This window comes from Streptacidiphilus sp. BW17 (genome assembly GCF_041262485.1).
Lineage (GTDB): Bacteria > Actinomycetota > Actinomycetes > Streptomycetales > Streptomycetaceae > Streptacidiphilus.
The window spans coordinates 61731-81930 of the sequence record NZ_JBGCCR010000028.1; the positions used below are offsets into that span (position 1 = coordinate 61731).

Below are 20200 nucleotides of genomic sequence, written 5' to 3' on the forward strand. Positions count from 1 at the left end.
CACTCCGACGTCCGTCAGTGAGCGAAGACGATCGGGTCGAGCCCCTCAGTGGCCACGTACGTATCCAAGGTCACATGTTCGAGCAGCTCGCCGTGACGGTCGCGACCCGAACGGCGTTCTACCGCCCGGTGATCCAGCAGCTGGCTCCACTGGGCGGGATGACGGTACGCGTCAAGCACCCGGTGCCGGGCGTCGCGGTACCTCTGCACGAGCCAAGCGAAGTCGCCGCGCTCCGCATCATCGCCGGGGCGGAGACCGTACGGCACACCGTCGAGGTCCCAACGAGCCCGGCTCCCCTCGAACCCGTAACGACTCTCGACCCACACCCGACAGGCCGCGACCAGCCTCTGCGACATCCCCACGGTGACATCGGTCCCCGGGAGCCGGGCGACCAGGAACTCGCGATGGTTCACCAGCGGTGTGCCACCCAGCCTCTGGCGTTCGAAGTAGAGCGTGCCGTCGGGACGAGCATCACCGAAAGCCACAGCAGGGCGCTCGACACGGAGATCCACCACGGGACCGTGGACCAAGGTCAGGTAGACCAGCAACTCACGCTCCACCAGCGCCACCACATCCCGCAGAGCCGCCTCGTCGCGCTCTCGCATCCGGGCAGCGGACTGGAGGGACGGTGCGAAGCGGGAGGCCGCGCCGGTCACCACCTCCGTGCGGACGACCATCGTCAATGGCTCGGTCTCCCAGTGGGTGCGGTCCGGCAACAAGGCACCGCACAGAACCTTGCGATGCCGCACCGCACCCATCCGAGCACTGCCTGCGCTGAGCTGCTGCCAACCGCTGGCAAGCTGACCGCGCTCGCCGCCCAAGTGCCGGCCCGCCTTGGCCTCGATCAGCCAGTTCATGTCCTCGCCGGCGTGCCAGCCCCAGAGGTCCGGAAGGCGGCCTCGACCCGCCATATCCATGTCCGGAGGTTCCTCCAGCTCCAAGTGCTTGGTGCCACTGAGTCCGGACATGACGACAGTGATCCAGTGAGCCATCGTCATGCCCAACTCGTAAGCGAAGCCCACCTTCCCGCTCGCTTCGACGCCGTGCTGGTAGAGGGGTGTGACGAACAGGGCCCGGTTGGCCGCCCCTGGCTCCGTCATGCACTCGATCTTCTTGACGTAGAGCATCGAGCGGAGCCCGGCGGCTCGCCTGACCAGCTCGGCCGCCGCGAACTCCGGGTACTCGCGCAGCCATCGATCCGGATCGCCTCCGGTCTGGAAAGCCGACTGAAGGATGTGCCGCCACGTCGTGGTGGCCCTGTACCACCCGTACTCCAGAGGGGTTGCGGGAGAGGGCCGCCAGGGCCAGTCCGCCGACCGCCAGTCGATGCGGCCGTACAACTGGTCCTCGTCGACCTGGACGGGGACGTCCACCGCGTCGGGCGGCAGGCTGAAAGCCGAGCTGGTCACTGAGGGATCGTCCACTTCGTCACGGGGCGGGTCGGATGATCAAGCGGCCCGGTAGCTGGCGGCCAGAAGGTCAGCGGCCCGGTCGAGATCCTCAACGGACCGGATCCGCACCTCCAGATCGCCGGTGCCGTGGTGGCCGATCCGGCTCACATCGCGGGTGAACCCCTCCTGAAGCTCGACCGTGCTCGGGTCCACCCGCAGGTACACCACGAGAGTCTCCTCTCCGGTCAGCACCTTGACGCAGGCGAAGTTCCGGCTCCGCCGGTAGGCCACGTACTGGGCCAGTGTCACGCTGCTCGTGTCGCCCAGCTCCAGCAGCCGGGCGTCCAGGTCCCGGTACAGGGCCACTAGGTCCTCCGGCGCCTGGGCCAGGGCATTGCCGACCGTGCGCGACCGCGGCTCCGCAGCACCGACCGCGGTGGCGTCCGCGCGCGTGCGCGCACCACTGCCGGCCACGGAGACGAACAGCTCCAGAGCGAGAAGGTCCTCACCGAACCGGGTATAGCGGACGAGGTCGATCCGACGGCCGATCTCCCGGACCGCGTGGGCGTCGTAGCGGGAGAAGTCCGCAGCTATGCAGATGATCCGGGGGCTGCTCCAGTCCACCTCGGCAGCGGCCTCGGGCGAGATGCGCGCGGCGACCAGCGACTCGAACTCCGAGCGATGATCACGCAGCCAGGACATGTAGTACAGGGACTGGGAGATCACATTCTCATCGGTACGGCGCTTGTACTCTATGACGACCGGCGACCCGTCCTCGTCTAGACCCAGCGAGTCCACTCGGCCAGCGTGCTGCGCGCCGGTGTAGTGCTCCGACGCCACGAACCGCACGCCGAGGAGTGCGAGCATGTTGCGCTCGATGTACGTCTGAAGATCTCGCTCCAGCCCGACGGCCGAGCCGACCAGCGGCACAGCGCGACCATCCTCGGACCTGAACAGCGCAAGCTCAGCCAAGCTACGTCCCCCGCCCCCTGCCCGGCGCGCTGCCGGGTCTGAGCCGGACAGGGTACTTGCCTACGCTGGCCAAGGCTAGCGATTGTTGCACAGATCACATGACCGGGTACTGTCTGCCGAGGTGTCGACCTGTAGGCACCCGTCTGCCCTACTCTCCGAGCATGACGGAGAGCGGCACGGCCGACGCCCACAACGGTGGCGAGGCCCTCCAAATCACGGTGACGCTGAGCGTCCGTGTGAACGACGCGGCGGCGCTCGCCGAAGTCGCCAGGCGGTCCCTGCTCCAGGCGCACTTCCCCGACCCGGCGAGCCGCGAGGCGGCACTCGCCGAAATCGCCCACAGCTCGTCGGCCGCACTCCAGTACGTCATCGACGCTGACTGTCTGCTCGACGAGGTGGCCGGCGTTGAGGCGCTCGGCGAAGAACTGACTGTGTCCTCCCTTGGCCAGCGCGCCGCCGAGCAGTTTGCAGCGCCGATAGCCATTCCCTGCATCCCGCCTCTTACCGCGCGGACTGCGGCCGTTCTTCGCGCCTCGCTTCTCGGCTTGGGGCAGGCGGGAAGCGAGCAGCTCCAGGTGCTGATCGACACTCCGCTCGCCTCCGCAGCGGATGGCGGCGTGTTCGCGTTACTCCCTCGCTTCACGTGGAGCCAGAATGCCGACTGGCGGAGGTGCTTCCTGCAAGCGTTCCCAGCTCTTGCGGAGGACCTCGCCGTGGGGATCCCGATGCCCCGGACGCCAGCTGAGGAGATGGCGCTCGAACTCGCGATCGTCCATGCAGACAGCCTGCTCCGCAGTGATCCCGGACGGACGGCTCCAGTGGTCAGCGGCCTCCCGGCGGACCCTCGTGACTATGACTGGAATGCATGCCGCGAAGCCCTGTTCCAGGACAGCGACCTGTTGATGCTCTTCCAGCCGAATGCTGACGGACTGGAGGATCCGGAGAACGAGGTGAATCGCAGGCTGGGCATTGGCGACTACCGACCCGCCGCATGGTTCTGCGCGTTCAGCAACGTCGAACCCAGGCACAAACCACCGGCAGCGTGAGCGCGCTTCCTTTGCTGCTCCGACAGGCGGAGCGTAACGGAGCGTAGTGGAAGCCAAGGGTGGCCAGCGAGACGGCGAGAGGCTGCAGTCACCCGGAGGGACCAGGGGCTCGGCACCCTGGCAGGGAGGCCAGGGGAGGCCAGAGGGAGGCCGGACGCCTTCGGACAGTCCGACACCAACCGGCACCGCGAGCCCTATAACTGATCACCAGCGCAAGATCACGGCGGCGGACAGATGGGCGCTGATCAGCGAAGACGTCGGACGTGGCGACACGATGCGACACGAGGAGGTACCCTGAAACAGGAGTGCTGCCGTAGCGCGGCACCCCGCCTCCTTAGCTCAGTTGGCCAGAGCAACGCACTCGTAATGCGTAGGTCTCGGGTTCGAATCCCGAAGGCGGCTCCTTTGAGGCCCAGGTCGCAGTCCACTGCGACCTGGGCCTTTGGGTTTCCTGGAGTCCGCCGGCGGAGTCGGCCGCGGGCCTTGTGCCGGGCCCTGGTCCCGCTTCCGGTCTCGCGGCGCTGACCTGGGGATATAGCTGCGGTCAAGGAGTGTTCCAGGCCTGCGCCCAACCCTGAGCCCGAAGGTTGATCCGACGGCGCCGAAGCGGCAGAGCGGGACAGGGAGGGACCTCAGTGGTTGTTCCGGACGTCGTCTCCAGGACGTGCATCCCTCCTAGTTAGGACCGCCCCGGACACCGACGCCCGCCACCTCTCCACGGGCAAGCCCTGATGGGTACCGACGATGCGGCCGGCGTCATCGTGCGTCGGCGGCTCGGCGCGGCGGCAGAGCCGGAGAAGCTGCGCCGGGAACTGGGCGCCGAATACCCCGCGCAGCTGATGAACCCTTTCGTCGGCCCGCCGCCGCACCGGAAGTGACTGGCATCGCACCCCCGCAGCAACCCACGAAAGGAATAGCTGATGACCGGTAGGACCGGTCCAGGCGGCCACGGCACGACAGCCGGCTGCCTGGCGATGTTCCCCGGACAGGGCTCGCAGCGGCCCGGAATGGCCGGGCACCTGCTCGACGCCCATCCCTCAGCCCGGCGGCTGTTCGCCCAGGCCGACGAGATCCTGGGCCAGCCGCTGTCGCGGATCTGCGTGACCGGCAGTGCGGCGGAACTCGCCCGCACCGAGATCACCCAGCCCGCGATCGTCACGACCAGCCTTGCCATCTGGGAGCTGCTGCGGGACGTCGGCTACCGGCCCGCGGCGACGGCGGGTCACAGCCTCGGTGAGTACCCGGCCCTGGTGGCAGCCGGGGTGCTGTCCCTGGAGTCGGCCCTCGAGCTGGTGCAGTTGCGCGGCCGGCTGATGGGCGCGGTGGCCCGCGAGGCGCCCGGCGCGATGGCAGCCGTGCTGGGCCTGCCCGCGGAGCAGGTGCTGACGGCCTGCACCAGCGCAGAGGGCGCCGGTCTGGTCCAGGTCGCGAACTACAACGAGCCGCTGCAGACCGTCATATCGGGGCACGCCGATGCCGTCGACATGGCCGGCAAGGCCGCGCTGGACGCCGGCGCCGAAAAGGTCGTGCGGCTGGACGTCGGGGCTCCCTTCCACTGCTCGTTGATGGCGGCGGTGGAGGAGGAGTTCACCGCGGCGCTCGCGGCCCGTCCGTTCGCCGATCCCGACCTTCCCGTGATCAGTTCGGTCACCGGCACCTACGTCCGCTCCGGCGAGGAGGCTCGGGAGCTGCTGCGGCGTCAGCTCACCGAACCGGTCCGCTGGGTTGAGGTTCTGCGCACCGCAGCACGGCACCCAGTGGGTGCGTACACCGAGATCGGCCCCGGCCGGGTGCTCAGCGGACTCACCCGCCGGACGATCGATGAGGCCCGTACCCGCTCCACCGGAGACGAGCGTCGCCTGACGAAGCTGCTCGGTGAACTGACATCGGACAACTCGCAGGAACCGACGCTGTCCTGACGTCCTGACGTCCCAAGGACTTGACGGCTGGTCAACAATCGCCCGCAGCAGCCTGGTCCGTCCACCACCAGCGATTCCACGAAGGGGTATAGGACATATGTCGTACGAGGGGAAAGACTTCGCCACCATCGTCCAAGAGGCCGTCGCCGACGCGCTGGGCATCGATGTCGATGAGGCCGTACCCGAGGCCACCCTGCTGGGCGACCTGGGCGCCGAGTCGATCGACCTGCTCGACATCCTGTTCCGCGTCGAGAAGGCGTCGGACGTGAAGATCAAGGTCTCGGACATCGCCGAACTGCTCCAGGGCGGGATACCCGACGAGGAGTTCGCCGACGAGGACGACGTCATCAACGAGGTCGGGCTGGCCCAGCTCAAGAAGTCGCTGCCGCAGATCGACGTGCAGGAGCTGGCCGGCAAGCTCACGGCGGATGAGGTGCTGACCCTGTTCACCGTGCAGAACCTGACGGATCTGGTGACCGAGCGTGCGGCGCTCGCCACGCCCGCTGGCTGAACCGGATGCGGGGCGGTCGCCGGACCGCCCCGCCCCGCCGCTGTGGGTGCGGACCGGCATAGACCTGGTCGAGGTGGCCCGGGTCGAGCAGTTGATGGCCTCGCAACCCGAGTTGCAGGAACGGGTGTTCACGCACCGCGAGCTGGCCTACTGCCTTCGGCGCAGACGGGCCGGCGAGCACCTCGCGGGCCGCTGGGCCACCAAGGAAGCCGTACTCAAGTGCCTCGGGACCGGTATGGCCCGGGGCATGGAGTGGACGGACATCGAGGTCGTCAACGACCGCGGCGGACGCCCCAGTGTGCGGCTGTACGGCGAGGTGGAGTCCGTCGCCCGGTCCCTCGGGATGCACCACATCGAGATCTCCCTGAGCCACACCGGAGGTGTCGCCGTGGCACACGCCGTCATGGTGTGCCTGCCCGGCCCTCCTGACCCGGAGCCGGCTCCAGCACCAGCTCGCACCACGGACACGGCAGAAGGAGACGACCGACATGACGCTTGAGGAAGGGCGATGATGACGAACCGCAGGGTGGTCGTCACGGGCGTGGGCGCCGTCACACCGCTGGGCAACGACGCTCCGAGCACATGGCAAGGGCTGACCGAAGGACGCAGCGGGGTCGGTCAGTTGACGACGATCGACACCACCGGCTTCCAGGTCACCATCGCCGGTGAGGTCAAGGACTACAGCCTCGCCGACGCGGTGCCCGATTCGGTCGGCCTGCGCCATCTGCTGCGTCCGGGCACCTTCGGTGTGGGCGCGGCGTGGGAGGCGTTGCGCGACGCCGGCGTCGACAAGGAGACGTACGACGGCGCGGACATGGGCGTGGCCATGGGTGCGTGCGTGGACCGGCCGGACCTGCAGTGGCTGGTGGATGTCGGGGCGCTGCGCGACCGGACCGGCAGGGAGGACGCGTTCACCACGTACGCGCCCTCGGACGCGCTGGCCTACAGCCAGAACATCGCCTCCGCGGCGATGGCCCGGATGCTGGACGCGACCGGCCCGATGCTGGGTGTGTCCACCGCCTGCTCGGCCTCCGGGCACGCCGTCGGAGAGGCCTTCCGCTCCCTCCAGGAGGGCGATGCGACGCTCATGCTCGCGGGCGGCTACGACTCGCTGACGACCTGGCTCGACGTGTTGTGCTTCGGCCTGCTCGGGGCTCTGACCCACGAGTACAACGACGATCCGCAGCGGGCCAGCCGCCCCTTCGACGCCGAGCGGTCCGGGTTCGTCCTCGGGGAGGGCAGCGTCGTCCTGGTACTGGAGGAACTCGAAGCGGCCCGCGCCCGCGGGGCACGGATCCTCGCCGAGATCCTCGGTTACGGCACCAGCCTGAACGCCTGGCGGATGACCGACTCGCCGCCGGACGGCAGCGGGGCCATCGAGTCCATCCAGGCGGCGATCGCGGACGCCGGTCTCGAACCGGCCGACATCGACTACGTCGTGGCGCACGGCACCAGCACCTCGGGCAACGACCTGTCGGAGACCACGGCGATCAAGAGGGTGTTCGGCGACGACGCCGAGCGGCTGCTGATCAGCTCGCCGAAGTCGATGGCCGGTCATCTCACCGCGGCGTCCGCGGCGTTGAGCCTGTTCACCGCGATCGGGGCGATCAACCACGGGGTGGTGCCGCCGACCATCAACCAGGAGACGCCCGACCGCCGGCTCGGCCTCGACTTCGTCCCGAACACGGCCCGCCGGCGCGACGTGCGGCACGCCCTCGTCAACGCGTTCGCCTTCGGCGGCACCAACGTCGGGCTGGTCGTGGGGCGTTACGAGGAGGAGAGATGACGACGCCACAGCTCGGGACGGCCCCACAGCTCGACGGAGGAACGCTGATGAAGCCGATGAACGGCACCGGACGCCAGGTCGTCATCAGCGGCATCGGCCTGCTGACCGCGCTGGGCGAGGGTCCCGAGGCCAACTGGAAGGCGCTGGTGGCCGGCGAATCCGGGATCGGCCCGATCCGGGCCTACGACCCGTCGCCGCTGCAGACCCGGTTGGGCGGCGAGATCGTCGATTTCGACCCCACCCGGTTCGCCACCAAGCGCCAGCTGCGCACCGTCAACCGCGGTGACCGCCTCGCGCTGGCCGCCGCGCGGCTCGCCCTGGACGATGCGGGGTTGCCGCACAAGCAGGCCGGCGGCGACGAGCTCGGCCACCGGGCCGGCCTGTACCTCGGCGGCAACAAGTCGCTCGGCCGCATGGAGCAGCTGATCGACGAGCTGAAGGTGATCCGCCGGCCGGACGGCACGGCCGACATGGCACACCTCGGCCGGCACGGCGACGTCATCATGCCACCGCTGTTCTTCGTCGAAGGGCTGCCGGCCGGTGCGGTGTTCAACATCTCGCAGACGTACGGCATCCGGGGCTCCAGCACCTTCTTCGCGGGCTATGCGGACGCGGGTGCCACCGCGATCGGGCGGGCCATGCGTGCGGTGCGCCGCGGGGACGCGGACGTGGCGCTCGCGGGCGGCTACGACGACGCCACCAGCTGGTGGTCGATGACGCTGCTCGACCGGCTCGGCATCCTGACCACCCGCAACGACCGGGGGCAGCAGGCATACCGGCCCTACGACCGGGACCGCAGCGGCGGGCTCCCCGGCGAAGGCGCCGCACTGCTGGTGCTGGAGGAGAAGCAGGCGGCGCTGCGGCGCGGCGCCCGTATCTACGCCGAGCTGACCGGCTACGGCGCCGGCCACGACGCCCGTACGCCTCCTGCGGCGGACCCCGAGGGCCGCGGCCTGGCTCGGGCGGTGCGGCGCTCGCTGGAGGACGCCCGGCTGGCCGCCGACGACCTCGGCTACATCGCCTCGGACGGCGCCGCGACCAGGCTCGGTGACACGGGCGAGGCCATCGCCCTGCGCACCGCGCTGGGCCAGGCCGCCGGGTCGGTGCCGGTCAGCACGCCCAAGCCGCAGACCGGCCACCTCGTCGGCGGCGGCGGTGCGTTGAACGCTGCCGTGGCCGCACTGGCCCTGCACCACGGAGTCCTGCCCGCGACGCTCAACCTCGACAACCCCGACCCGGCGTGCGATCTGGACCACGTCCGTGGCAGCGCCCGGGAGTCCAGGCCGTCCCATGCGATGGCGCTGGCCCGGGGGATCGAGGGGCAGGCCGTGGCGCTGACCCTGTCCAGGCTGGCGTGAGCGGCCGTGCAGCCGTGCAGCCCTGTCGGAGAAGGAAGCAGACGCATGACTGACGTTCCTGAAACTGACGTTCCTGCAACTGACGCTTCTGTGGCTGACGTTCCTGTCGCTGACGTTCCTGACCGGGCCGTCGGCGTAGTGATCGTCGCCGTGGGGGCGATCACCCCGCACGGCGGTTCGGCCGAGGCCCTGTGGGACGGGGTGCGCGCGGGGAAGGTCGCGATCTCTCCGGTGCGCCGCCTGCCGATGGACGGCTATCAGACCACCCTGGGCGGTGAGGTCACCGAACCCTCTTCGCCCGGTTACGACTACGCCCCGGGCGTCGACTCCCGTGATCTGTCCGTCGACTACGCGCTGACCGCTGCCGAGGAGGCCATGGCCTCCTCGGGCCTGCGGGTCGGTGCGGACATCCCGGCCGAGCGCTGGGGTGTCGCGTACGGGACCTGTCACGCCGGCTGGCGCAGCGCGGAACTCGCCCTGCGCGAGGTGCAGTTGGGCGGCACGCCCGACTGGCGCCGCTACACCTTCGTACCGCCTCAGGCCGCCGCCGAGGCGCTGTCGGCCGCCTTCGGCCTCAAGGGTCCGGTACTGAGTGTCAACACCGCCTGCGCCTCCAGCGCGCACGCGATCGCCCACGCCCTGGAGGTGATCCGGGCCGGCGCGGCCGACGCGATGCTCGTCGGCGGCAGTGACGCCTTCACCGAGTCGGCGTTCGCCGGGTTCAGCAGTCTGTGGTCGCTCTCCCCGCAGCCCGCAGCCCCCTACTCCAAGGACCGGTCGGGCCTGACCCTGGGCGAGGGCAGCGGGATGCTCCTTCTGCTGTCGCGGCAGGCGGCCGAGCGCACCGGTGCCCCGGTGGTCGCCGAGGTGTTGGGCTACGGCCTGACCGCCGACGGCCACCACCCGACGGCGCCGCACCCCGAGGGCGAGGGCGCGGCCCGGGCGATCCGCGCGGCCTTGGCGACCTCGGGCCTGACCCCTGACGACGTCCGGTACGTCAACGGGCACGGAACCGGCACGGAGAAGAACGACTCGGCGGAGAGCAACGCGGTGCGTGCCGCGCTCGGCGAGGCCGCCGCCGTGAAGACCTCGCTGTCCAGCACCAAGTCGATGATCGGCCATCTGCTGGGCGCGGCGGGTGCGGTGGAGGGCATCGTCACCGTGCTGGCCCTGCGCGACCAGGTGGCGCCGCCCACCGCGAACTTCGGCGGAGTGGATCCGCAGTGCGGTCTCGACCCGGTGCCGGGGACGGGCCGCCCGATGGTGCTGGACACCGCGCTGTCCAACAACTTCGGGTTCGCCGGCGCCAACGCGACCATCGCCTTCGCCCGCCCCGGCGGCCCCTCCGCGCCGGCTCCGGCCGTCGGTCCGGACGAGGTCGTGGTGACCGGGTTCGGTGTGATCACCTCGGCCGGTGAGGGGGGCGAGGCGCTCTGGGAGGCCTACGCGTCCGGGCGTCGGCAGGGTGCCTTCGAGGACGGACTGCGGGTGGCCCGGGTCGAGTTCGACCGCTCGGCCGCCGGCACCGCCAGGGAGCGCCGGCGCATGGACAAGGTCTCCCAGCTGGCGGTCGCCGCGAGCCGGGCAGCCCTGGGCGCCGCGGCGGTGGACGGCGACGCGGCTGCCGTCGCCGCGACCGGTGTGGTGCTCGGCACCGGGATCGGGCCGATGGAGAGCGGCGAACGGTTCACCGTCCCGGTGCTGGCCGAGGGCGCGCAGGAAGCGAACCCGGCCGTCTTCACGAACACCGTGTTCAACGGCGCTGCCGGCCATGTCGCCATGGGCCTGGGTACCAAGGGGCCGACGTCGACGCTGACGTCGGGTCACGCGGCGGGCGCCGCAGCGCTGGGCGTGGCGTACGACATGCTGCGCGCCGGACGCGCCGAGTGCCTGCTGGTGCCGGCGGTGGAGGCGTTCTCGCCGGCCACGTTGGACGCGTACCGCAGCATCCCGCTGTTCGGTTCGGCGGCCGGGCGGCGGTACACGCTCGCCGAGGCCGGCATCGCGCTGGTGCTGGAGCGCCGGGCGAGTGCCGAGCGGCGCGGCGCCCCGATCCTCGCCGTGGTCCGGGGACACGCGACCGCGTCGGACGCCTGCGGCATCGGCCGCTGGGACCCGTCCGGCGACGGTGTGGAGCGGGCGATGCGCGGGGCACTGCGCAGCGCCGGGGTCGGGCCTGACCAGGTGTCGGCGGTCTGGGCGAACGCGGCCGGACTGGCCGCCGCCGACCGTGCCGAACAGGCCGCTGTGGACCGGGTGTTCGGCGTGGACCAGGTGCGGTTCGAGGCCCCGAAGCGGGTGCTCGGCGAGCCGGTCGGCGCTGGAGCCCACCTGTCGGCGGTCCTCGCCGTCGGCGCCTGGCGCGAGGGCGGGGACCACGGGCCGGTCCTGATCAACAGCTCGTCCCTCGGCGGCACCCACACCTCGCTGGTCCTGTCGCCCGTCTGCCCCGTCTGCCCCGCTCACCTGCCCGGAACGGAGTCTGCCCGATGACCACCGCGTACGACGTGAAGATTCTCTCCACCGGCGGGTACGTGCCCGGCGATCCGATCGACAACGCCGCGCTGGAGAAGCTCGTCGGGCCGCTGCCGGACGACGTCCTCGAAGGCATCCAGGTCAAGACCCGGTACTGGATGATCGACCCGGCCACGGGCGAGCACCGGATCAACAACAGCCGGATGGCCGAGCGTGCCTCCCGGCAGGCCCTGGAACGGGCCGGGGTCGAGCCCGACGAGCTCGACCTGATCGTGGTGTGCACGGCGACGCCGGAGTACACATTGCCCGGCGTCGCCACCACCCTGCAGCACTACCTGGGCCTGGAGAGCGTTGCCGCGATCGAGATCCGCGGGGCCTGCGCCGGCTGGGTCCAGGCGCTGGACCTGGCGCGGCGGCAGTTGGCCGACGGGACGGCGCGCACCGCCCTCGTGGTGGGCAGCGAGGCCGGCTCGCCGATCCTGGCGCCGCTCTTCCTGGACAAGGACCCGGCGCGCGTGCGGATGCGGGACCGGCTCACGTTGTACACGTTCGGTGACGGTGCGGGAGCCGTGGTCCTGCGGGCCGAACCGGTCGCTGAACCGGCGGACGCAGCCGACGAGTTCGCCTTCGTCAATGCCTGCGTGGGTGGCCTGCGCAAGCCCGGCATGGAGATCATCGGCGGCGGCACGGACGTGCCGCAGGCAGAGCAGCTGCGCCGCCGCCAGCTGATCCAGATGAAGCTCGACGTACCCGGGACCACCGCGTTCAGCCCGCACGTGTTCGTCCGTGCGATCCAGGAGATGGCCAGGAAGGACGGCCGGACGCTCGGCGAGTTCGACGCGATCGTGCTGCCGGAAGGCAACGCCGACTACTTCGCCGACGAGTACGAGAGCGCCGGACTGTCAGCCGAGGACATCCAGGCACTCAGCGGGCGGATCGTGGAGAACCTGGCCGACGTCGGGGCCACCGGCTCGGCCGCGGTGCCGCTGTCGCTGGACGCGGGTTGGACCTCGGGGCGTATCCGGCCCGGCGACCGGATCGTGCTGCTCGGCATCGAGGCCAGCCGGTACGTCTACACCGGGCTTTCGGTGACCTGGCACGCATCGCTGCCGAGCTGATCATCCGTCAGTTATCCGACGTAGACCCCGAAGCATCCGCGCCATCCGCCCGAACCAGACGCCCGAACCAGACGCACTGACCTCCAGGAGGGACCCATGGCACGCAAGGTTCTCATCGCCGGTGGTGGGCTCGGCGGCATCGCGACCGCACTGGCCCTCCAACAGCAGGGCATCGACTCCGTCGTCTTCGAACGCGCGCCCCAACTGCGCGACGGCGGCGCCGGTCTGCACATCTTCACCAACGGCATGCTGGCGCTGGCCCACCTCGGGGTCGCGGACCAGGTCGCCAAGATCGCTCCCGCGCAGGACGTGTGCCACTTCGCGACCTCGACCGGTCGCGTCATCGGCGAGTACCCGGTGGGCCAGTTCGTCGAGCGCTACGGGCAGCCCACCGTCGCCATCAGCCGCTCCGACCTGCACGGCATCCTGCGCGAGGCCGTGACCGCTCGTATCGTCACCGGCGCCGAGGTCTCCGGGTACACCGAGCACGCCGACGGGGTGACCGTCCGCTTCGCCGACGGCACCTCAGAGGACGGCGACCTGCTGGTCGGAGCCGACGGCGTCCGCTCCGCCGTCCGTTCCCAACTGCTCGGCCCCCAGCCGCCCGACTACACCGGCTACATCGCCTGGCGTGGCCACGCGAAGATGTCAGCCGAGGAGTTCCAGCCCGGTAGCTTCCGAGCCCTGTTCGGTCCCGGGGTCCGCTTCACGTACTACGACATCGCCCCCGGCGTCGTGCACTGGATGAGTGTCGCCAACGGCCCGGCCGGTGAGCGCGACGAGGGCACGCCCGAGCAGACCCTGGACATGCTGCGCGCCCGGCACGCCGGTTGGACCGCCCCGGTCGAGCGCATCCTCGACGCGACCGTTCCGGAGAGCATCATTCGGGGCGATGTCGTGGACCGCAAACCCGACGCGGTCTGGGGCCGGGGCCGGGTCACCCTGCTCGGCGACGCCGCCCACGCCATGAGCTTCAACATCGGGCAGGGCGCCTGCCTGGCCATCGAGGACGCCCTCGAACTGGCCGACCAGCTCGCCGCACCCGGTGCCACCGTCACCCAGGCGCTGCGCGCCTACGAGGCCGAGCGGCAGCAACGCACCGCGCCGATGCAGGAGTTGGCGCATCGCATCGGCGTGATCGGCTCGCTGCAGAACCCGGCCGCCATCTGGCTGCGCGACCGGGTGATGAAACTCGGCTGGAAGAAGACCTTCCAGCAGGCGGAAAACGAGCACGTCGCCTACGCCACGCGGTGGGCCCCGCGCGCAGTCGCCGACGCGACGTGAGCGCGTTCGCACTCAACTCACGCTGAAAGGACTGCTGTTGTGACCACTGCGGCCACGGACCCGGCGGCGTCGGAAAACACCGAGGACAGCACCGAGGAAAGCACCGAGGAACGTAACAAGGCGACGATCCGGCGCGTCTTCGCCGAGTTCGTCAACCAGGGTGACTTCTCGCTCGTGGACGAGGTGTACCGGCCGGACATCGTCGACCACGCGGGCCTGCCCGGCGCGCCCGAGGGCACGGAGGGCGTGAAGTACACCATCGCCGGCCTGCGCGAGGCGTTCCCCGACTTCCACGTCACCATCGAGGACATCAGCGCACACGACGACATGGTCGTCATCCACAACACCTGGCGCGGCACCCACCAGGGCGAACTGCTCGGCATGGCTCCAACCGGCCGTGCGTTCCTTTCCGTCGGCATCGTCCTCTGGCGGTTCGACAAGGAGGGCCGGATCGCCGAGCGCTGGGAGCACGGTGTGGCGTCCAACATGTTCGCCGCGCTCGGCATGCGGATGCTGGCGCCCCGCAAGGGCGGCCGGCACACCGCTCCGGGCGTCCGGTCCGTGGTGCGCACCGTGCCGTTGAACAGCGGCAGGTCCACGGACTGGCACCGGCTCACCGCCGAGCTGCAGGGGCCGCGCCGACGCGAGTACGAGGCCTCCCGGCGGAGGTTGGGCATCACCCACGAGGTGCTCCGCATCGACCCGCGGCCCGACCGGGACCACGTGATCGTGCAGTTCGAGACCGCGGACCCGGAGCGGACCAGGAAGCGCTGGACGGAGTCGCAGCACCCCTTCGACCTGTGGCTGCGCGAGCAGGTCCTCGACATCCACGAGGAGGATCCCTGGGCCGGCCCCGCGACAGCCGCCGAGTCGTCAGGTCTCACCTGGACGGTGCCGCCACGACTCACCCCGAACCAGCCGTGAGCCGGTCCAGGACGGACCGGGAGAAGCCGTTGCCGACCCACTCGGCCGGGGTGCGGCCGATCCTTCTCGACACCCGGACCGAGACCGACACCGGGACCGGGATTGAGACCGGAGCCGGGATCGACACCGGGACCGGGACCGCGGGCCTCACGCTCTCCGGCCTGCTGGCCGAGCCGCCCGCCGGGCCGCCGCGGGCGACCGTCGTCGCCGTGCACGGCGGCGGCATGCGCGCGGGCTACTTCGACGGGCAGGCCCAGCCGGACCTGTCCCTGCTCACGTTGGGCGCCCAGCTCGGCTTCACGGTGCTGGCCCTCGATCGGCCCGGGTACGGGCAGTCCGCGGAGCAGGTGCCGGACGGCCTGACCCTCGACGAGCAGGCCGCCGCCCTGTCCGGGGCGCTCGACGCGTTCGCCGAACGGCACGCTGTCGGACGGGGGTTCGTGCTGCTGGCCCATTCCTACGGCGGCAAGCTCGCCCTGGTGACCGCCGCGCGCACCCCCGGCCTGCTCGCCGTGGACGCCTCCGGTGTCGGCCACCGTTACAGCGCTCCGTCGGCCGACCGGAAGCGGCTCCGCCGCCACCTGGAATGGGAGCACAACTGGGGGCCGTTGGGTCTCTACCCCCCGGGCACCTTCCGCGCGGCCGAGGCCCTGGTCGCCCCGATACCCGTCCGCGAGGCCGCCGAGGTGGACCTGTGGCCGGAGATGTTCGAGGAACTGGCGCCGCGGATCGACGTCCCGTTGCGGCTGACCTTCGCCGAGCACGAGGCCTGGTGGCTGCACGACGAGCCGGACCTGGCCGAGCTGACCTCCCGGCTCAGCAAGGCCCCGGTCGTCCGGGTGGAGCGCCAGTCCAGTGCAGGCCACAACATCAGTCTCGGCTGGGCGGCGCGCAGTTACCACCTGCGCGCCCTCGCCTTCTTCGAGGAGTGCCTTCAGGCACTCGCCTAGACCGGGCATTCCAGACCGGCTCCAGTCCGGCTCGCACGCTGTGCCCGACAGTTCCTCCCAAGGCCCCGAAGCGACACGGCAGGACCAGCGGCTCTGCTGGCCACAACCACTCGACTGAGACGGGAGAAGCCATGGAACGCACGCATCCTTCCGCGGACAACCTCTATCGGCTGCTCATGGGGCCTGGAGCGACCACTCCGGAGAAGCCGGCAATCGTCGAGGCGGACGAGAACGGCGCTCTGCAGGAGATCTCCTACCGCCGTCTCGACCGTCAGGTCCAGGAGTACGCAGCGGTCCTGGACGGCCTCGGCCTTGATGTCGGTGACCGCGTCGTGGTCGAGGCGGACACCTCGGCCGTGTCGGTGGCCCTGCTGCTCGCCTGCGCGAAGCTGGGTCTGCCGTTCGTGCCGGTGAGCCCGCAGTCGCCGGACGCCCGCCTGCGCTCGATCCTGGGGTCGGTCGAACCCGCGCTCCACGCACGGGCGGAGGGCCTCGAGCACCGGGAGCCGACAGCCGGGGTCGGCAGCGCGCACTTCGGCCCGGGCGGGCTCGTGGTCGAGCGCCCGCCGACGCGCAGGGTGCGCCGGCGGCGGAACGTGCTCGCCACCGACACCGCGTACATCATCTTCACCTCCGGGTCGACCGGCACCCCCAAGGGCGTGGTGATGAGCCACCGGTCGATCGTCACGTTCCTCCGCGCGATGCTGTCGGACGGGCTGGTCGCACCCGACGACCGGGTGGCCGGCACCTCACCGCTCCAGTTCGACTTCGCGCTGTTCGGGATCGGCGTCGCCCTCGCCGCAGGTGGCACGCTCGTCCCGGTACCGCGCGCGAACCTCGACTCGCCGCGGCGCATGGTCGGATTTCTGCAGGACGCCGAGGTCACCCAGGTTCACGGCGTTCCGTCACTCTGGCGTCCGGTCCTGCGCGTCGATCCGGACCTCCTGAAAGAGCTCGGGCAGCTGCGCTCGGTCGTCTTCGCGGGGGAGGAGTTCCCGATCCCCGAGCTCCGGCGGCTGCAGGAGACGCTTCCCGGCGTACGACTCGTCAACGGCTACGGAGCGACGGAGTCGATGGCCGCCTCGTTCACCGACGTCCCGAATCCGCTGCCGGCCGATCAGGACCGGCTGCCGATCGGACACGCCCACTCCGGGGCCGAGATGACCCTCGTGGGCCGCAAGGGAGAGGTGGTCAGCGAGCCCGGCCTGACGGGGGAGATCTATCTGCGCAGCCCGTCGCTCTTCACCGGCTACTGGAACGACCCCGAGGCCACGGCCGCGGTGCTGGTGCCCGACCCGGCCGAGCCGCGACACGGTCAGGTGGTGCTCCGCACGGGCGACCTGGCCCGCCTGGGCGACGAGGGCGAGCTCTACTTCCTGGGCCGGTCCGACTACCAGGTGCAGATCCGTGGAAACCGGGTGGAGTTGGGCGAGATCGAGGCCGCTCTGACGCGCCTTCCCACGGTGACGGCAGCCGCGGCCACCTTGGTGCCGCGCGCCGGAGACCACGTCCTGATGGCGGCCGTCGTCCTCGACCGCCCGGAAGCGGAACTCGACGTGCGCGCGGCACTCGACTTCTGCGCGCGGGAGTTGCCCGCCTACATGGTGCCCCGATCGATCCACGCCTTGCCCGAGCTCCCCCTGACCGAGAACGGGAAGGTCGACCGCGCGGTGCTCACCCGATCACTGGCCGCTCCGCGGCGCGCACCGAATGCACAGCACGCCACCAACGCTTAGGAGAGACACGTGACGTACACCCTGTCCCTGGGCCAGCGCGTTCGGCTGACCGAGATCGAGTCGACCGCAGTCTCCGCCGACCCCGTGGCCATCGACGACGCTGTTCGCGGACGCGTTACGGCATCCCGCCAGATGCTGGAGAAGTTCGTCGCCGAGGAGCGGGTCATCTACGGCGTCAACACCAGCATGGGCGGGTTCGTCAACTGGCTGGTGCCGGTCTCCAAGGCACGGCAGCTCCAGCAGAACCTGCTCAACGCGGTGGCGACCAACGTGGGCGACCGCCTCGACGACACCACGGTCCGCGCGATCATGACCTCCCGTATCGTGTCGCTGTCCCGCGGCAACTCGGCCATCTCCCTGACCAACCTGGAGAAGCTGATCGCGATCCGCAACTCGGGTGTCGTGCCGTGCGTGCCGGAGAAGGGGTCGCTGGGCACCAGCGGCGACCTCGGACCCCTGGCCGCGATCGCCCTGGTCTGCATAGGCCAGTGGAAGGCGAGGCTGGACGGCGAGGTCCTCCCGGGCGCCGAGGCGCTGCGACGGGTCGGCATCGAGCCGATGGAGCTCAGCTACAAGGAGGGCCTGGCGCTGATCAACGGCACCTCCGGCATGGTGGGCCTGGGCAGTATCAACGTTGCGCGGGCCCGGCGGTTGCTGCAGTCGTATCTGCTGGTCTCGGCGCTGTCGGTGGAGGGCCTCGCCGGCAAGACCAAGCCGTTCGACCCGCGGGTCCACAAGCTCAAGCCGCACAAGGGCCAGCAGGCGGTCGCCGAGTTCCTGTGGAACACGCTGGCCGACTCCACGCTCGCGGTCGACGAACTCGACACCGAACACCTTCTCTCGGGCGAGATGGGGGACGACACGAAGGCGGGATCGCAGTCCATCGAGGACGCCTACTCGATCCGGTGCACCCCGCAGATCCTCGGGCCGGTCGTGGACAGCCTCGCCTGGATCGAGCAGGTCGTCGAGGACGAGCTCAACTCGTCCAACGACAATCCGCTGGTCGACCCCGACGAGGCCGAGGTGTTCCACAACGGGCACTTCCACGGGCAGTACGTCTCGATGGCCATGGATCACCTGGCGATCGCGATGACCACGCTGATGAACCTGTCCAACCGCCGCATCGACCGCTACCTCGACAAGAGCAACAGCGAGGGGCTGCCGGCCTTCCTGTGCCGGGAGGACCCGGGCCTGCGACTGGGGCTGATGGGTGGTCAGTTCATGACCGCCTCGCTGACCGCGGAGACCCGGGCGAAGGCCATGCCCATGTCCATCCAGTCGCTGAGCTCGACCGCGGACTTCCAGGACATCGTCTCCTTCGGCTTCGTCGCTGCCAGGCGTGCCAGGGAGGTGCTGGACAACGTCGCCTACGTGGTCGCCTTCGAGCTGCTCTGCGCCTGCCAGGCCGTCGACATCCGAGGCACGGAGGGTCTGTCGGCCGCGACCCGGCGGCTCTACGAGCAGACGCGCGAGGTGGTTCCCTACCTCGACCGGGACGAGACGATCACCGACTACGTGGAGGAGCTCGCGCAGCGCCTCCTTTCCCGACCGAGCCTGGGCTGAGGACCGCCATGCCTACCCGACGAGCGACGGTGTTCGACGCGATGGGCCGCCCGCCTCGGACCGAGAAGACCCCCGAGGGCACCCGGGTGACGCTGCGCATGCCCGTGGATCAGGCCACCGCGCAGATGGCCGGGCACTATCCGGACTTCCCGATCCTGCCGGGGGTTCTCCTGATCGATTCCGTGCGCCAGGCAGCCTGCTTCGCCAGCGGGGCTGAGCTTCAACTGCGCAGCATCGACCGCGCCCGCTTCGCCAGCCCGCTGCTTCCGGGCGACGAACTGGAGCTCTCGCTGCTGGTGACTCCCGAGGCGAGCGGGCGGGTCGGGGTCCACGCCCGAGGCGCGCGTGCCGACGGCCGGATGGCGGCCGAGTTGTCCGTCACGCTCGAACCGGTGACGTCCCATGCTTGACCACAGCCAGGTGCGCGGCCGGCTCCGGCAGCGTCCCCCGATGCTCCTGCTCGACACCGTCCGAGAGTTCTCGCCGCCCGACGCGCTCGTCGCCACCAAGGCGGTCACCGGCGGGGAAGCCTGCTACCGGGACCTGGAGGACGGCACCGGCATCGACGGGTTCGCGTATCCGTCGGCGCTCCTGCTCGAGTCGTTCGGCCAGGCCGTCTCCCTGCTGTGGTCGCTCGCCGAACTCGGCCCGCCGGAGGAGATCCCGCTGATGGTCGGCATCCGCGACCTCACCTACGCCGCGCCGGCCATCCCCGGGGATGTCCTGGAACACCATGTGCGGCTCAACCACCACTCCGGTGCGGTCGGTGAGTTCACCGGTGAGACACGGGCGGCCGACCGAACCGTCCTCACCGTGGGCTCGGTCCTGGTCGTCTCCCGTCCGGCCGCGAGTCTGCTCGCAACCACACCAGCAACGGCGCGAACAAAGGATGGCGGATGAACGACACCGACGACCGGATCTCAGACCCGATCTCCAGGGTCCGCGCGATCGTGGCGGAGGTCCTGGCACTGAGTCCGGAGGAGATCGACCCCACCGAGGACTTCGTCAACCGCTTCCAGGCCGACTCCCTCAACCTGATCGAGATCGTCGCGCAGGTGGAGAAGCAGTTCCAGGTGGTTCTGCCCCAGAGCGAACTGCGGCAGGCCCACACCGTCACCGCCTTCTACGAGTTGGTTGCCCGGCAGACGGTCTGAGTGACCGTCCGTT

Annotated in this window: 19 protein-coding genes and 1 tRNA gene; 18 read left to right on the forward strand and 2 right to left on the reverse strand. The window is 70.4% G+C overall.

Going from position 1 to position 20200, the window contains the following annotated elements:
• Positions 1–14: 14 nt before the first annotated feature.
• Positions 15–1409, reverse strand: a complete 1395-nt coding sequence (locus tag ABH940_RS27855; protein ID WP_370106513.1) for a hypothetical protein — start codon at positions 1407–1409, stop codon at positions 15–17.
• 39 nt (positions 1410–1448) lie between these two features.
• The gene (locus tag ABH940_RS27860) at positions 1449–2321 is read right to left on the reverse strand and encodes an endonuclease NucS domain-containing protein (protein ID WP_370106514.1); all 873 of its coding nucleotides are present in this window, start codon (positions 2319–2321) and stop codon (positions 1449–1451) included.
• A 203-nt stretch (positions 2322–2524) separates the two neighbouring features.
• On the opposite strand from ABH940_RS27860, the gene ABH940_RS27865 reads away from it, so the two are divergent.
• The 18 genes from ABH940_RS27865 (at position 2525) to ABH940_RS27950 (ending at position 20187) form a co-directional block, all read left to right on the forward strand.
• Positions 2525–3409 carry a hypothetical protein gene (locus ABH940_RS27865; RefSeq protein WP_370106515.1) on the forward strand — a complete coding sequence of 295 codons (885 nt, stop codon included), beginning with the start codon at positions 2525–2527 and terminating at the stop codon, positions 3407–3409.
• Positions 3410–3737: 328 nt separating this feature from the next.
• Positions 3738–3811 (forward strand) — tRNA-Thr (locus ABH940_RS27870).
• 329 nt (positions 3812–4140) lie between these two features.
• A complete protein-coding gene (locus tag ABH940_RS27875; RefSeq protein ID WP_370067206.1) occupies positions 4141–4287 on the forward strand; it encodes a hypothetical protein in 147 nt (48 codons plus the stop codon).
• Positions 4288–4329: 42 nt separating this feature from the next.
• The gene (gene fabD / locus ABH940_RS27880; protein ID WP_370067208.1) at positions 4330–5328 is read left to right on the forward strand and encodes an ACP S-malonyltransferase; all 999 of its coding nucleotides are present in this window, start codon (positions 4330–4332) and stop codon (positions 5326–5328) included.
• Between the two features lie 97 nt (positions 5329–5425).
• Positions 5426–5839 carry an acyl carrier protein gene (locus tag ABH940_RS27885; protein WP_370067210.1) on the forward strand — a complete coding sequence of 138 codons (414 nt, stop codon included), beginning with the start codon at positions 5426–5428 and terminating at the stop codon, positions 5837–5839.
• Between the two features lie 46 nt (positions 5840–5885).
• The gene (gene acpS, locus ABH940_RS27890) at positions 5886–6338 is read left to right on the forward strand and encodes a holo-ACP synthase (RefSeq protein WP_370067212.1); all 453 of its coding nucleotides are present in this window, start codon (positions 5886–5888) and stop codon (positions 6336–6338) included.
• A 12-nt stretch (positions 6339–6350) separates the two neighbouring features.
• Positions 6351–7625, forward strand: coding sequence for a beta-ketoacyl synthase (locus ABH940_RS27895; protein WP_370067214.1), 1275 nt, complete (start codon positions 6351–6353; stop codon positions 7623–7625).
• A complete protein-coding gene (locus ABH940_RS27900; RefSeq protein ID WP_370067216.1) occupies positions 7622–8983 on the forward strand; it encodes a beta-ketoacyl synthase in 1362 nt (453 codons plus the stop codon). The genes ABH940_RS27895 and ABH940_RS27900 overlap by 4 nt, the downstream gene beginning before the upstream one ends.
• Positions 8984–9073: 90 nt before the next feature.
• Entirely contained in the window at positions 9074–11476 is a 2403-nt protein-coding gene (locus ABH940_RS27905; RefSeq protein WP_370067221.1) for a beta-ketoacyl synthase N-terminal-like domain-containing protein, read from the forward strand.
• Complete coding sequence (locus ABH940_RS27910) at positions 11473–12576, forward strand: 3-oxoacyl-ACP synthase III family protein (RefSeq protein ID WP_370106516.1); 1104 nt, start codon at positions 11473–11475, stop codon at positions 12574–12576. Before ABH940_RS27905 ends, ABH940_RS27910 begins: the two co-directional genes overlap by 4 nt.
• Positions 12577–12672: 96 nt before the next feature.
• Positions 12673–13860 (forward strand): FAD-dependent oxidoreductase, encoded by a 1188-nt coding sequence (locus ABH940_RS27915; protein ID WP_370106517.1) that lies wholly within the window; start codon positions 12673–12675, stop codon positions 13858–13860.
• Between the two features lie 39 nt (positions 13861–13899).
• A complete protein-coding gene (locus ABH940_RS27920) occupies positions 13900–14784 on the forward strand; it encodes an ester cyclase (protein ID WP_370106518.1) in 885 nt (294 codons plus the stop codon).
• A gap of 119 nt (positions 14785–14903) precedes the next feature.
• Positions 14904–15734 (forward strand): alpha/beta hydrolase, encoded by an 831-nt coding sequence (locus ABH940_RS27925; protein WP_370106540.1) that lies wholly within the window; start codon positions 14904–14906, stop codon positions 15732–15734.
• 131 nt (positions 15735–15865) lie between these two features.
• Entirely contained in the window at positions 15866–17470 is a 1605-nt protein-coding gene (locus ABH940_RS27930) for an AMP-binding protein (RefSeq protein ID WP_370106519.1), read from the forward strand.
• 9 nt (positions 17471–17479) lie between these two features.
• On the forward strand, positions 17480–19033 hold the full coding sequence (locus tag ABH940_RS27935; protein WP_370067233.1) for a phenylalanine aminomutase (D-beta-phenylalanine forming): 1554 nt from the start codon (positions 17480–17482) through the stop codon (positions 19031–19033).
• 8 nt (positions 19034–19041) lie between these two features.
• A complete protein-coding gene (locus tag ABH940_RS27940) occupies positions 19042–19443 on the forward strand; it encodes a 3-hydroxyacyl-ACP dehydratase FabZ family protein (RefSeq protein WP_370067235.1) in 402 nt (133 codons plus the stop codon).
• On the forward strand, positions 19436–19933 hold the full coding sequence (locus ABH940_RS27945) for a 3-hydroxyacyl-ACP dehydratase FabZ family protein (RefSeq protein WP_370106520.1): 498 nt from the start codon (positions 19436–19438) through the stop codon (positions 19931–19933). The genes ABH940_RS27940 and ABH940_RS27945 overlap by 8 nt, the downstream gene beginning before the upstream one ends.
• Positions 19930–20187: an acyl carrier protein gene (locus tag ABH940_RS27950; protein WP_370067239.1), complete on the forward strand. Its 258-nt coding sequence runs from the start codon at positions 19930–19932 to the stop codon at positions 20185–20187. Before ABH940_RS27945 ends, ABH940_RS27950 begins: the two co-directional genes overlap by 4 nt.
• Positions 20188–20200 lie beyond the last annotated feature (13 nt).